The sequence below is a fragment of the Roseimicrobium sp. ORNL1 genome (genome assembly GCF_011044495.1).
GTDB lineage: Bacteria > Verrucomicrobiota > Verrucomicrobiia > Verrucomicrobiales > Verrucomicrobiaceae > Roseimicrobium.
In genome coordinates this window covers 1,115,361-1,129,178 of the sequence record NZ_CP049143.1, presented here as the reverse complement: position 1 = coordinate 1,129,178, position 13,818 = coordinate 1,115,361, and the positions used below count along the sequence as shown (strand labels likewise).

At 60.4% G+C, this 13,818-nt stretch carries 11 protein-coding genes; 4 read left to right on the top strand and 7 right to left on the bottom strand.

Annotated features, from left to right (window positions below; all coding sequences use genetic code 11):
• Positions 1-11: 11 nt before the first annotated feature.
• The 7 genes from murC to G5S37_RS04535 form a co-directional block, all read right to left on the bottom strand.
• Positions 12-2,321 (bottom strand): UDP-N-acetylmuramate--L-alanine ligase, encoded by a 2,310-nt coding sequence (murC, locus tag G5S37_RS04565; RefSeq protein WP_165201292.1) that lies wholly within the window; start codon positions 2,319-2,321, stop codon positions 12-14.
• Between the two features lie 728 nt (positions 2,322-3,049).
• Entirely contained in the window at positions 3,050-3,898 is an 849-nt protein-coding gene (locus G5S37_RS04560; RefSeq protein WP_165201290.1) for a hypothetical protein, read from the bottom strand.
• A 199-nt stretch (positions 3,899-4,097) separates the two neighbouring features.
• The gene (locus G5S37_RS04555) at positions 4,098-4,385 is read right to left on the bottom strand and encodes a hypothetical protein (RefSeq protein ID WP_165201288.1); all 288 of its coding nucleotides are present in this window, start codon (positions 4,383-4,385) and stop codon (positions 4,098-4,100) included.
• Between the two features lie 17 nt (positions 4,386-4,402).
• Positions 4,403-5,260, bottom strand: coding sequence for a hypothetical protein (locus G5S37_RS04550; RefSeq protein ID WP_165201286.1), 858 nt, complete (start codon positions 5,258-5,260; stop codon positions 4,403-4,405).
• 78 nt (positions 5,261-5,338) lie between these two features.
• Positions 5,339-5,854: a L,D-transpeptidase family protein gene (locus G5S37_RS04545; RefSeq protein WP_165201284.1), complete on the bottom strand. Its 516-nt coding sequence runs from the start codon at positions 5,852-5,854 to the stop codon at positions 5,339-5,341.
• A 295-nt stretch (positions 5,855-6,149) separates the two neighbouring features.
• On the bottom strand, positions 6,150-8,669 hold the full coding sequence (locus G5S37_RS04540; RefSeq protein WP_165201282.1) for a U32 family peptidase: 2,520 nt from the start codon (positions 8,667-8,669) through the stop codon (positions 6,150-6,152).
• A 3-nt stretch (positions 8,670-8,672) separates the two neighbouring features.
• On the bottom strand, positions 8,673-9,599 hold the full coding sequence (locus tag G5S37_RS04535; RefSeq protein WP_165201280.1) for a LysR substrate-binding domain-containing protein: 927 nt from the start codon (positions 9,597-9,599) through the stop codon (positions 8,673-8,675).
• Between the two features lie 101 nt (positions 9,600-9,700).
• On the opposite strand from G5S37_RS04535, the gene G5S37_RS04530 reads away from it, so the two are divergent.
• Genes G5S37_RS04530 through G5S37_RS04515 form a run of 4 tightly spaced genes read left to right on the top strand, consistent with a single transcriptional unit; the run spans position 9,701 to position 13,682 of the window.
• Positions 9,701-10,741, top strand: a complete 1,041-nt coding sequence (locus G5S37_RS04530; RefSeq protein ID WP_165201278.1) for an ABC transporter substrate-binding protein — start codon at positions 9,701-9,703, stop codon at positions 10,739-10,741.
• Positions 10,738-11,514: an ABC transporter permease gene (locus G5S37_RS04525; protein WP_165201276.1), complete on the top strand. Its 777-nt coding sequence runs from the start codon at positions 10,738-10,740 to the stop codon at positions 11,512-11,514. The genes G5S37_RS04530 and G5S37_RS04525 overlap by 4 nt, the downstream gene beginning before the upstream one ends.
• On the top strand, positions 11,511-12,344 hold the full coding sequence (locus tag G5S37_RS04520; protein WP_206026305.1) for an ABC transporter ATP-binding protein: 834 nt from the start codon (positions 11,511-11,513) through the stop codon (positions 12,342-12,344). The genes G5S37_RS04525 and G5S37_RS04520 overlap by 4 nt, the downstream gene beginning before the upstream one ends.
• A 57-nt stretch (positions 12,345-12,401) precedes the next feature.
• Positions 12,402-13,682, top strand: a complete 1,281-nt coding sequence (locus G5S37_RS04515) for an NAD(P)/FAD-dependent oxidoreductase (RefSeq protein WP_165201274.1) — start codon at positions 12,402-12,404, stop codon at positions 13,680-13,682.
• The last annotated feature ends 136 nt before the right edge of the window (positions 13,683-13,818 follow it).

Here is a 13,818-nt window from a genome sequence, read left to right as displayed (position 1 = left end):
ACGTCTGGCTGCTACAGGCCCAAGGGCTCCTCTTCCCCGATGATCTGAACTTCGGTCTCAAGGATGATGCCACGCTCCGTGAGGGCGGACTGCTTGATGTCATTGATGAGATCCAAGACGTCCCGCGCACTCGCGCCACCGTCATTGAGGATGAAGTTCCCATGCTCTTCTGAGACGAAGGCAGCGCCACGTCCGGTCTTCTTCAGGCCGAGTTCATCCACCAGCTTGCCGGCAGGGATGGGTCCGGGATTCTTGAAGATGCAACCCGCGCTCGCACCGATGGGCTGGCTCTCACGACGCTTCGTATGGGAGGCTTCCATCTTGGCATCGATCTCCGCAGCATCCGCCGGACGCCCCTCCAGCACCGCGCTCACAGCATAGTGCTGATCCAGTTCCGGTACGCTGCGGTAGTGGTGGATGATTTCATCCTTCGTCTTCTCGCGAATCTCGCCACCGCCATCCAGGAACCGCACGCTCACCACCTGGTCGAAGGTCTGTGAACCCATGGCGCCCGCATTCATGCGCAGCGAACCGCCAAGATTTCCAGGGATGCCTTCCATCCATTCGAACCCGCCGATCCCGGCAGCCTTGGCGGCGCTGGCAATCTTCTTCAGACGAGCCCCCGCGCCGGCGATGATGCGATTTCCCTCCACCTTCACTTCATCGAACTCGCCCTTGGACGGATGAATCACCGCGCCACGGATGCCGCCATCACGCACCAGAAGATTCGACCCACGACCGATTACACGGATCGGGATGGAACCGGCGCGCAGGAATCTCACGACCTCCACAAATCCAGCAATCGTGCTCGGTTGAATCCAGAACTGCGCCGGACCTCCGATGCGAATGGTGGTGTGGCTGGAAAGCGGCTCATACAGCTTCACCACACCGCTGCCTTCGCGGTTGAGGATCTCGATGATCTGCTCTGCCACCTTGAGGTCCTTCGCGAGGCAACCACCGACTTCATGCACGTTCCCTGCACCGAGGGTGATGAGCAAATCGCCCGGCTGCAACTTGCTTGCAATGAGATCGCGCGCCTGCAAGAGCTTCGGAGTGGAGTAGCAATCCACGGGCGACTGCGCCTTCACCTCTTCGATGATGGTTTCACCGCTCACGCCAGGCAGCGGCTTCTCACTCGCGGCATACACATCCGTCACGCAGAGGATGTCCACGTCGCCAAAGGCCTGGCCGAATTCCTTCTTGAGCAATTGCGTGCGCGAGTAGCGGTGCGGCTGGAAGAGGCAGATGAGCCGCTTCGGCTTGAGAGCCTTCGCCGTGGCAAGCGTGGCTTTGATCTCGGTGGGGTGGTGCCCGTAGTCGTCGATGATCTGGTAGTTCGTACCGGCGTACTTCGACTCAAAGCGACGGCGTGCGCCACGGAAGGATTCCAGAGCCTGCTTGATGCGGTCGAAGGGCACACCCGCGCGCGAAGCCATGGCCAGGGCAGCCAGCGAGTTCAGCACGTTGTGTTTCCCGGGGATGCCGAGCACCACGGTGCCGAGCTTGGTCTCGCCCTCGTACACTTCGTACTCCGTCTGCGTGGGGCGCAGCTCGATGATCTCCGCAGAGAAGTCACAGGTGCGGCTCCAGCCGTAGCTCACACCGTTCTTGCGCCCCTGACAGAGCTCAGTGGCCACGGGGTCCTCCGCGCAGTACACGCTGAAGCCGCTCGTCTTCTCCAGAAGCTGGCGGAACACCACCTTGATGGCGTCCAGGTCTTCATAGAAATCGAGATGCTCGGCTTCGATGTTCAGGATGATGGCATGGCGAGGCTGGAAATTGACCAGGGTGCCATCGCTCTCATCGCCTTCCGCCACGAAGAGTTCGCCTTCCTCGTCCCAATGGGCATTCGCACCAAGAATCGGAATCTCCGCGCCCACATAGTGCGAGGGTCTCATGCCACCCACGCGCAGCACATGCGCCGTCATCGAGGAGGTGGTCGTCTTCCCATGCGTGCCAGCCACCACCACACCTGCCTTGCGCGCCATGATGGCGGCGAGCGCCTCCGCGCGACGCACCAAGGGGATGCCCTGCTTGTACGCAGCCTCATAGGCCGGATTCCCCGGCTTCACGGCGCTGGAGTAGATGACCATGTCCGCGCCGTCCACCTCGCGGTCATGCTGCGGGCAGTGGAAGGTGAGTCCGGCCTTTTGCAAGCGAGTCGTCTCCACCGTGCTCACCCGGTCCGAGCCGCTCACCGAGTGCCCCAGTTCCAGCAGCAGGGAGGCCAGCCCACTCATGCCACTGCCGGCCACTCCGATGAGATGCACCCGCATCTTCGTGCGGCCTTCCTTCAACAAGCTGAGAACTGCGTGGGTCATGACGGGAGACGAGGGCGAGGGGGTAGCGGAAACAGAACTGGAGAAAACGTCGTCAGCGTCTTAGCGCGAACCTGGGGTGGAGTCGAGCAGGAAGGCGGGGTTGGTGGGGAGGGAGGGAGGAGCGAAGGGACTTCGGGGTGTCTTGGAATCGGGGAAAAGGAGAGTTTTGGCAGAAGTTGAGTGCAGGCTGGGGTGATTGTGCTGACGGACAGAGGCGGAAGGGAGTGGCCTGCAGGGTCTTTCCAACGCTCGTGACAAGGGCGGCGCACTGGGAGGCTTCGGATGCTGGGATTCTACACCCGTTCAGGGCTCGGCTATGGGTGCATACGGCAGCCATTGCGGCGCATTATCAGAACTCATGGAATTGCCCTGCCACCGCGAACAAGATCCTCCAGTGCACAGAGGGGGCGGAAGCACTGGAACACGATCGGATTCGCGCGGTTCTTGAACCGTCCCCGCCAATCATCGCGAACGTCCAATCCCGGCCCTGTATGTCTCACGATCAAACCGCGCTCCTTGAGGGAGTACTCGCGCATCACGATGAACTTTCGCCAGCGGAGCGCGCCATAACTCAAGCAGTAAATCAGCGCGATTACGGCCAGGACTGGCAGGATGACAGGTTTGCGATCCATTTGAGGGTGATGCTTGGCGAATCAAGTTCAGCAACGCGACCAAGGAGAGATGTGGACTACATCTGGAGCGCGAGTTGAAGTCGCGGAGGGCCATGATCAGGCCGCCGCGAGTTCTGAAACATACTTCGGGAAGTATTCCTTCAAACGCTCGATACTGTATCCGTCTTCTGCCCGCCAATACATGGCGGGGATACCCCAATCAGTGTCGCGATACGGACGCCCCTTTGGAGGCACCGTGTCGTCAAAGTAGTGGCGGTATCCCGGGTATGACAGAACTCCGCATAAACAGAGCACTTCAATCAATCTGCGGCGTTCGTTTTTGTTGGAAGGGATGGCAGACGCAAGAGCCTTCTCAAGATGACCGGCGGTGGCATTGGGAGGAAGGGTGCGGATGGTTGCCAGAATGCGGTGGAAAAGTGCCACATCTTCCCCGGTTGGCTGGCGGGGAGCCAAGGCACGAAACTGCTCCAGATCGAACACCTGATACATGACTCGCGTGTGCCGGACACCACCCCATTTCAGACGCTCGAAGTTCAGGACGTTGAGATCCTCAGCCTGGGCCTCAGTAGGGGTGAGCCAAAGATGGCAGTCGCCGCAGAAGGTGGTACGACCGGCGGGAGCCTGCGGGTAAGCGGTGAACGGGTGAGCAGGAAGGAATCTGGCCACGGCGAAGCTGCCCAGAGCAGAACGCAGGGCGGGCTCTTTCGACCCAAGGCCGAAGAGAAACGCATCACCCACGGACGACGGTGAAATGGAGTCGCACAGCCCCCGCAGCCGTTGGAGCGTCGCATCGTGCGGGAGAAGGACGGGAGGGAACATCACTCCCTGGCTGATGGCGTAAGCGAGGTCGGCAGGGTCCGTAGCAAACGGGCTGCGCCAGCCTTTTGAGGTCCAATGGGTATCGAAGAGAATCTTGACAGCTTTCTTGTCGTAAAGCGTGCTCATGGCGGCCTGTCGCTAGAGCACAGCGAACCGGCATGCAAGAGCGTTGAATGGCGACTGATGTCCCGAGGGGTTAGTGCGGAGCAAAGCGGGGTCAGGCGGTACCGGCCTCACAAGTCATAAAATTGTGCCTCAACCTCTGAAATCCCCTCAGGTGGTTCAGGGGAAGGTGGAGAAGCAAGGAACTCTATGCGGTGCGCTACTAATGCCACTCCTCTCTCACCTCCAGCGAATCCATCATCGGCGACACGTGGGTGATGCGCACTCTCCAAGTGTCGTCTCCGTGTGTCATAGCACCACACATCCCGACTCCGATATTTGAAATAGGAGTGCGAAATGAAATGTCGGCGATGTAGAGGAAGCGACGAACATAGACCCGGCCTTCTGGGCTCGATCCCGAATGCTCAAACGACTCCTGGCGTGCCTCACCCACTACGAGGTCTGTCACCGCGTAGGTAGCACCGGTCTTGACTGCGAGTGCTTCGGTCATGGGTGTGGTGGAACGCACTACGGCGAGTGAGGCGTTAGTGCCGCCTTGCTCACCATCTTAATGGATGGCCCCGGGGATATCTCCAAGGAATTCAAGAATAGCTCATACTGCTCAAATGTGGGGGAGAATGCATCGTCTGGCTGACCATCCAACCAGCGCTCGGCATTCTGGCATTCGTCATTGATGGAGAACACCGCCCGCCCCTTGCTCCGCTCGTCCCATGTCGAATCGGGAAGTTTCGGGTGATGAATCTCGAAACGCGCATTGACGGCGTACCTGCCATCTTTCGTCACCCCCTGTACGACCAACACCAGCATGTCGTTGCTGACAGGACCACCAGTAGAACCCTGGACATAACTCGTCAGGAACAGGACGGCGTCTCCCCAAGGGAAGGTCCTCTTGCGCAGCTTGCCGTGAAAGCACCTGCCTGCGTTCATCCACGGGATCTCCGAGAGCTGAGTTTGATATAGCATCCTCTGCTCCTGATCACCAAGGGGGTGAGGTGAACTCAAGAGATCTCGCCAGCGTCCCAGCGATTCAATCGCTCTCTTATCATAGTCCGAAAGATGTTCGATGCTGGCTACCTGCAAAGCACCCGATGGCCGGATGAAGTACCCTCCCTTGTAGGGTATCGACCTCGTCCGCTTCACCTGGATTACTGTTCGTGCAGGAATATCCGGATCACGCGGTTTTCCATTCACATCCCCGCCCATCCCGATCAGCCAGCCCGGCCTGTGACTCTGAATCGTACCGACCTCGATCCCAGAGTCGTTGGGTTGAACAGCGACCCGAGGGATCGTTTCGGTGGTCGCGCAGCTGCACAGGCAGGCGAAGGCGGCGATACTCAGGGAATGCGCAAGGGATTTGAGATGCATGAGTTTCTTGGCGAGTCGATCCCAAGTCGAAGACCCGATCGCGCGAGGTGGCGAGGCTACCAAAGCACGAGAGCCCGGTCACTCACGGATTTCTATTACCGTGCCAACCGGCACCGCAGATAGGATCTCTCGAATTTCTGGATTGGTGACGGCGACACATCCGGCGGTCCAGTCTGTAAATCGATGCGACCGCCCCAAGAAACCCCAACCGTTCCGAATCCCGTGCACCATAATGTCAGAGCCGGGACTGACTCCCGCGGCCTTAGCCCGCTGGATATCCTTGGCTCCGGGATAAGAAATGCGCAGGGCCAAATGACACGTGCTGTCGCGCTTGTGCTCCGTGATCCGATAGACTCCCTCGGGGGTCTTCCCGTCGCCTTCTCGTTCCTTCGGTCCGATTGGCACTCGCCCGAGCGAAACGCGGTAACGCTTCAAGACCTTGGATTCGCGAAACAGGATAAGCTCCCGGCTGCTCTTCACCACCACGACGCGATCCGCATTCACGCCCGTTGGCAAGGGCGTGCCTGGCCAGTTTGCCCATGTCAGCACCGCCACGAGAGTGATCACACATGCCGCAAATGCTTTCTTCACCATTGGTCCCATCATACAAATAGTCTGCAATGATGCAGGGAAAATCACCGGCTGTGATCTGCATTGTTACAGGCCGATTCGCAGCATCTTCTGCAACTCCCACTCCTATTTGTGTCGCAAGGGCGAGAGCGACATCAGGGATCCTGCCACGGTTCACGCTGGGGGCAGCGTGAGCCACTTTGGCGAAGCCTTTTTTGCCAAGGTGCTTATCTGTCCAATGTCTGAGGGGAAGGGGCGCTCACAACGCCGGCCGGAGGCCAGCGCTCCCAGGGCTCAGCAGTAATGGCAGCGCCAATGATTAGCGGAACTCCCCCTGCCTGAGCGTCCCCGTGGTCACGCCGAGCTGGGACTGGGCTTTCAGCGCCTGGTGCAGGCTCACGCCGGAGGTACGTCCCGTCAGCAGCGCGTTGTAGGTGGAGAGGATGATGGCGGTTTCACGTCGGGTTTCTTCCAGCAGTTCCACGCGGTAGTGGCGCAAGCCCACGTTCATGAGGTCCTGGAAGAAGAGGGCCCCGGTCTGGGCGACGGCGTTGAAGAGAGTGTTGCGGCAGCCGACGTCGGCCTTGAGCGGATGCTCCATGCCCACGCGGTCGCGCAGCTTCACGTTGTGCTTCTCACAGGGGCGGCCGCAGTCGAGGAAAGATTTTCCTTCGGACATGAAGGAGGCAAACACGCAGTGCTCCATGTGAAACATGGGCATGTGCTGGTGCAAGGTGATCTCGAACCACTCGGGCGGCGCGCCCTTCAAGAGGTCCAGCACCTGCTCAATGTTCAGGTCGTAGCTGATGGTGCACTGCTCGAGTCCCGAGTTGATGAGGAACTCTGCGGTCAGCGGGTTGGCGACATTCAGGGAGAAGTCGCCCGTCATGCGCAGGCCGGCGTTCGCGAAGAATTCGATGGCACCGAGGTTGCGGATGAGCACGCCATCTGGCTCCGCGCGGGCAATGAGCTTGAAGAAGCCATCCTCACGCGCCTTTTGGATGCGGGGTGTGGCGAGGAAGATGAGACCATCGCGGCCGCTCTCACGCACGAGGCGCACGGCATCGTTGTAGAGGCGGATGTCTTCGAAATCGACGTACATGCGCTGCACGTTCGCATCGAGAGCCGCTTCGATTTGATCCATGCTGCGACACAGGACGTGAAGCACGGGCGATGAAATCGGAGTGCGCGACTTGGGCACAGCGGCCAGCATTTCCGCAGCAGTCGTGGCGGGCTTCACTTCCACGGAAGATGCTGCGGTCGCACCTTGTTCCAGCTTTTCCACCAGGTCACGGCGCAGGCGATTCAGCTCGCTCACGGGAAGAATGGCATTGTCCGGAAGAAAGACATCGAGATGCCGCAGTTCATAGGGCGTGCCACCGAGTCGCTCCAGTTGCGCTTGCAGGCCCTCACGGGTCAGCGGGCGATTGCGGGCCACGTCCAGCAGGATGGTAGACTCCACGCGAGCCGTCACCTTTTCATCAGCATCCAGTGCCTCGAGCACTAGTGGCGCGCCCAGGGAACCGCTCACGCGCAGATGCAGCTCCAGGCGTTTGCGAATCGGGATGTCTCCCTTGAAGCTCGACTGGAGTTCCTTCTCCAAGGCCATGTCGCTCGTCTTGAAGACGCGCGTGCCGGGCTTCACGCCACGGAAGTCGATCTTGCCGCGCTGGAACTCAATCCAGTTCTCGTGCACGCCGTAAAGGTAGCCGCCCTGTTCGCGGTTGGTATCAGAGGGATTCTCAAACACCACGCCATCGCCCGGTTTCAGGGGCGTGGCGAAGTCGGTGAGCTCCACCGCATCGCGATCCACATAGCGCACTTCACCCACGAAGGGGCCGCGCTTCTTGGCGTACTTCGCGCCCACCAGTTCCTGGTGGTTCACCCCATGCATCCAGCCGGAGAAGAGTCCGCGGCTGAAGGTCATCTCCAGCGCATACTTGTCCTTGGCGGAAAAGGCTTCTCCGTGGGGCAGACCGGCCATCTCGGCGAAAGCGGCATCCATGGCTTTGCGATAGACCTGCGTCACGGCGGCCACATATTCGGGCGTCTTCAGGCGGCCTTCGATCTTGAAGCTGCGGACGCCGAGCTTGATGAGCTCGGGAATCTCATTCACTGCGGCGAGATCCTGCGGTGAGAGAAGGTAGCGCTTGTCGCCGAGGTCCTGTAGTTCGCCGTCGACCACCAACTCATACGGCATGCGACAGGCCTGGGCGCATTCGCCACGATTGGCACTGCGACGACCCAACGATTCGCTCGTGAGGCATTGTCCCGAATAGGCTACGCACAAGGCACCGTGAACAAACACCTCCAGTGGTAGGGCATTTTCGCCCCCCTGCTTCTGGAAGGCCTCCAGCTCGCGGAGGCTCAGCTCACGTGAGAGCACCGCGAGGTCCAGTCCCAGATTCTTCGCAAAGCGCAGACCTTCTGGCGAGGTGATGGTCATCTGCGTGCTGGCGTGCAGGTGCAACTTCGGCGTACAGGCCTTCACGATGCGTGCGAGGCCGAGGTCCTGGATGATCACCGCATCCACGCCGGCACTTTCCAGGAGCTTGAGCTGCTTCTCCGCGTCTTCGATCTCGCCGGTGAAGATGAGGGTGTTGAACGCGCAATAGCCCCGCACCCCATGCTTGTGGAGAAACTCCATTAGCTTGGGCAGATCCTCTTCCGTGAAATTGTCCGCCCTCAGGCGCGCATTGAAACGCGGCATGCCGAAGTAGATGGCATCGGCCCCGTTGGCCACAGCGGCACGGGCGCACTCCCAGTTACCGGCAGGAGAGAGCAGTTCGGGCTTGTAGTTCAGGATGGGGGTAGGTTCGGACACGGGGATGGACAACATACTTCAACGCCCGGCAGGCACCAGAGGTTGTTTGCCATTCTTGCGCGCCAGCCAGTCAGTCATCAGCGTGCGGAATGCATGAGCGGCAGGATTGTTCTGGTCCGCATTCCATACCATGACGAGTTCCACCGGCTGCACAGGGTGGAGTGGCTTGAAAATGAGATCACTGCTGTTGTTGAAGGCGCTGATGCTCTCCGGCACCACACCCACACCGGCACCTGCCTCCACATAGGTGAGCACCGTGCTGACAATACTCGGGGTGTGGGAGAGTCTCGGAGCGAAGCCAGCCTTGTGACAGCCGAGCATGACCGCATCGTAGAGGCCCACGCCCTCGCGCCGGGCCAGGGTGATGAGCGGCAGGGCCTGCAACATCTTCCACGTCACCTTGGCCACTTTGGCCAGCTCATGCGCGCGCGGCACCACGGCACACATGGCCTCGCGGCGCAGGCGGAGGGTCTGCAACCCAATGCGCTCCCCGGCGGCCACCGGGCGGGTCAGGCCGATGTCCAGCCGGTCTTTGGACACCATCTCCCACACGCGCTCGGGGGTGCGCTCTTCCAAGACCACGGTAACGCGTGGATGGCGCTGGCGGTATTCCTTGAGCAGTTCCGTGAGGAAGGGCTGAGTGGGTGGGCCAATGTAGCCCAGGCGCAGTTCCCCCTCCTGCCCCTTCACGGTGCGGTGGACCTTCCGCACGGCTTCATCGCACAGGCCGAGGATGATGCCGGTTTCGTTCAACAACACGGAGCCGGCGGGGGTGAGCTTCACGCTGCGTTTATTGCGCGTGAGGAGGTCGGCGCCGAGTTCCTGCTCCAGTTCCCGCACGGCGCGGCTGAGGGCGGGCTGGGCGATGCGCAGTTTCTGGGCGGCTTTGGAGAAGCTGAGTTCCTCTGCCACGGCTTGGAAATAGCGGAGGAGGCGGAGTTCCATGGGCAAAGCGGGGCGGGTGCTTTAGATCATCACGGCATCACTGCGATTGCAAGATTGGATTTCCGCTATCACCGGCCCCGGCTACGTTTTTCTTTCCACCCATGTCCCTGAGAAGCACCCTGCTCGTCTTTGGCCTTGCCTGGATCGCCGCGATCACGCTGCTCCACGGGACGCTGAATCTCGACTGGGGCAAGCCGGAGGCGAAGAAGGAGAAGTTTGCCGTGGGCTTCATCCCGGTGACGTGCCACCTCACGTGCCCCGTCACGGATTTCATCAATCAGAACGTGGAAGGCGAGAGCTTCTTCAAGCCGATGCGGTTCTCTGGGTTTCCGGAGTTGAAGGAAATGTTCATCTCCCATCCGGACAAGATGCCCGCCACCTTCATCCTCGCGCCTCTGGCCATGTCCCTGCGGGAACAAGGTGTGCCCATCAAGATGGTGTATCTGGGCCATCGCGATGGCACCGCGATGATGGTTCACAAGGACTCGAACATCTTCAAAATTGAAGACCTGAAAGGGAAGACCATCGCCGTGCCGAGCCGCTTCTCCAATCAGCGGCTCCTCATCTTCAAAGCACTGAAGGATCGCGGCATGTCCATCAGTGATGTGAAGCTGGTGGAAATGCCACCGCCCGATATGCCTGCCGCGCTGAGCGTGCGCGCAGTGGATGCGGTGACATCCGGCGAACCTTTCATGGCGCAGACAGAGATGGATGGCTATGGCCGCATCCTCTACCTGACCAAGGATGTGTGGCCGAACTTCATCTCCTGCGTGCTCGCCGTGCATGAGGATGCCATCAAGAATCGCCGCGAAGAAGTGCAGGCGCTGGTGGATGGCATCGCGAAGAGCGGCAAGTGGCTGGACAGCAGCATGGACAACCGCATGGAAGCCGGGGACGTGGTGGCGAAGAAGTACTACAACCAGAATCCCGAACTGCTGAAGTTCGTGCTGAGCAAGCCACCGGATCGGGTGAAGTATACCAACCTCAATCTCGTCCGCAAAGATCTGGAGGAGATCGAAGCGCTCGGTCAGGAAGGCGGCATCTTGAAGGGCACGGCTCGCTTCGAAGACTATGCGGATCCGTCGTTTGTTACGGATGACACACAGGTGAAAGCTTGGGACTACAAGGGGGTGCAACGATGAGAGACAAGCACTCCCTGCTGGCGCGCTTTGGCCTGCCTCTGCTCGTTGCCGCGATTTTGCTCGGTGTGTGGCATGTGTCTGTGGTGATCTCCGGCACCACCATCTTCCCCACGCCGTGGGCGGTGGTCATGGGCATTGGCGAACTGGCGAGCCACGGGCTGCTGGTGAAATACATTGTCGCCTCGCTCTTCCGCGTCACGTGGGGCTTCGTGCTGGCCATCCTCGTCGGTGTGCCGCTGGGGCTGGCGCTCGGATGGTTTGACCGCGCGTTCATGGCCATCAATCCGATCATCCAGATACTGCGCCCCATCTCGCCGATTGCGTGGATCCCGGTGGCCATCCTGTGGTTTGGCACGCATGACTCCGCGCCGGTGTTTCTCATCTTCCTCGCCAGCCTCTTTCCCATCGTGGTGGCGTCCACGGCAGCAGTGCGAAACATGCAACTGGTCTACCTTCGTGCCGCGCAGAACTTCGGCCTCAGCGGCATCCAACTTTTCCGTCGCGTCATTCTTCCTGCCACGCTGCCGCAGATCATCACGGGCCTGCGCATCGCGCTGGGGATTGCGTGGCTGGTGGTGGTGGCCGCGGAGATGATTGCCACCCAGGGCGGTGGGCTCGGGTATTTGATCATCGACGCGCGCAACGCGGGCAAGCGTTACGACCTCGTGGTCGCGGGCATGGTGATGATTGGATTGATCGGCCTTGGACTCGACCTGCTCATGCGGCGCCTGGAGAAGTTCGACGAAGTACGCTGGGGGGTGGGCCAACGATGAGTGCCGCGATGGACAAGATGGATGGCGCGAAGAGCGGTAGCAACGTGAGCACGGCTCCCGTGATCAAAGTTGAAGATCTGTGGATGACCTATGCCGGCCGACGCTCGGAGGAGTCCGTCCATGTGCTGGAGAACGTGCAGTTCACCGTCCGTCCCGGTGAGTTTGTCTGCATTGTGGGACCGAGCGGCTGTGGGAAGACCACGCTGCTGAATGTCCTCGGCGGCTTCATCAAACAAACCCGGGGCACGGCGATGGTCGAAGGCGAGCCGGTTCAGGGACCGCACCCTTCGCGCATCTTTGTGTTTCAAGAGAATGGCGTCTTTCCATGGCTCACCGTGCAGGACAACATCGGCTTCGGCCTGCTGAATCGCCCCAAGGCACATCGCGAAAAGCAGGTGCGCCACTACATCGAAATGGTCGGGCTCACCGGCTTTGAGAAAGCGTACCCACGCGAGCTCTCCGGCGGCATGTGCCAGCGCGTGGAGATCGCCCGTGCACTCGCCGCTGAGGCTCACGTGCTCTACATGGATGAGCCCTTCGGCGCGCTGGACTTCCTCACGCGATTGAAAATGCGCGCCGATCTCGTGCGCATCTGGCAGCAGGAGGGCAGGACCATTCTCTTCGTCACGCATGACATCGAGGAGGCCGTGCAGCTCGCGGACCGCGTGCTCGTCATGAGCCGCCGGCCGGCCACGATCAAAGAGGAGGTGATTGTGGATTTACCACGTCCACGAAACCTCGATGACGCGCGTTACCTGTCCGTCCGCGACCGCATCTTCTCCATCATGGGCATGGACGCCCAGGGCGGAGTCACGGCGCAGTCCCACTGAGTTTTCCATTTTCTTTTCGAATCACCCGCTACCACCACCAGACACGACACGCCCCTTATGAAGAAGAACCCAAACGACTATGATGCGATTATCATCGGCGGCGGCCCCGCCGGTTCCTGCGCTGCCGCGATTCTCGGCGAGTACGGCCACAAGGTGATCATCCTCGAACGTGAGAAGTTTCCGCGCTATCACATTGGTGAATCGCTAATCCCCTTCACCTTCCAACCGCTGGAGCGCATCGGCATGATTCCGAAGATGAAGAAGTCGCACTTCGTGAAGAAGTACAGCGTTACCTTCGTGCAGCCGGATGGGAAGCGCTCGCAGCCCTTCTACTTCTTCAATCGCTATGACCGGGAGACCATCGCCCAGACATGGCAGGTGCTGCGCTCGGAGTTTGACCAGATGCTCCTGGACAACGCCCGTGAGAAGGGCGCCGAAGTACGCGAGGAAACCACCGTGAAGAAGCTCCTCATGGACGGCGACACGGTCGTGGGCGTGGAAGCCACGGACAAGAGCGGCAAGACCTACGAGCTACGCGCGCCCATCACACTCGACTGCACCGGCAAGGAGGCCTTCACCTCCAACAAGCGTGGCTGGCGCATGAACGACCCTTACCTCAACAAGATCGCCGTGTGGACCTACTACAAGGGCTCGCGTCGCGGCGAAGGCATCGATGAAGGCGATACCACGGTGGCCTATGTGCCGGACAAGGGCTGGTTCTGGCACATCCCGCAGCACGACCAGATGACCAGCGTGGGCATCGTGGCCGAGGGCAAGTACCTCACCCGCGACGGCGTGAAGGATCCCAAGGAGATCTTCAATCGCGAGATCGAAGAGAACCAGTGGATCAAGACCTTCCTCTCGGAAGGCGAGTCCACCGGCCAGTACTTCGTGACCAGCGAGTACTCCCGCCACTCGAAGTATTGCGCCGCTCCCGGTTTGGTCCTCGTGGGTGATGCCTTTGCGTTCCTCGATCCCGTCTTCAGCAGCGGCGTGATGCTCGCCCTCAAGAGCGGCCACCTCGTCGCGGAAGAGATTCACAAAGGCCTGCTGGACGGCGACCTCTCACCGGCGCGGTTCGAAGAGTACGGCAAGGCCGTCCGATTCGGTGTGGAGAACATGCGAAAGCTGGTTTACGCCTTCTACGATCCGAAGTTCTCCTTCCGCGAAGTCATCAAGAAGTATCCCGAAGCTGCGGGCGAAATCACCGACTGCCTCTCCGGCGATGTGAACAAGGACTTCACCGGCCTGTGGGACAAGATTCGCGAGTTCGTGCCGCTGCCGGATGACCTGCCCTACGGCGAACCGCTGGAAGCGGAAGAGCCGGCCGCTGCCTAATAAGGAGCATCGCCACCCCACGCCGCGCGCCATGCATGCAGAAGCCCCGATTTCCCGGGGTACCCGCATCATGGCGCGCTTTGTTGCCCAGCAACTACGAGCATCCCGAAATTCAAGATTCCTCAGGGAAACCAGG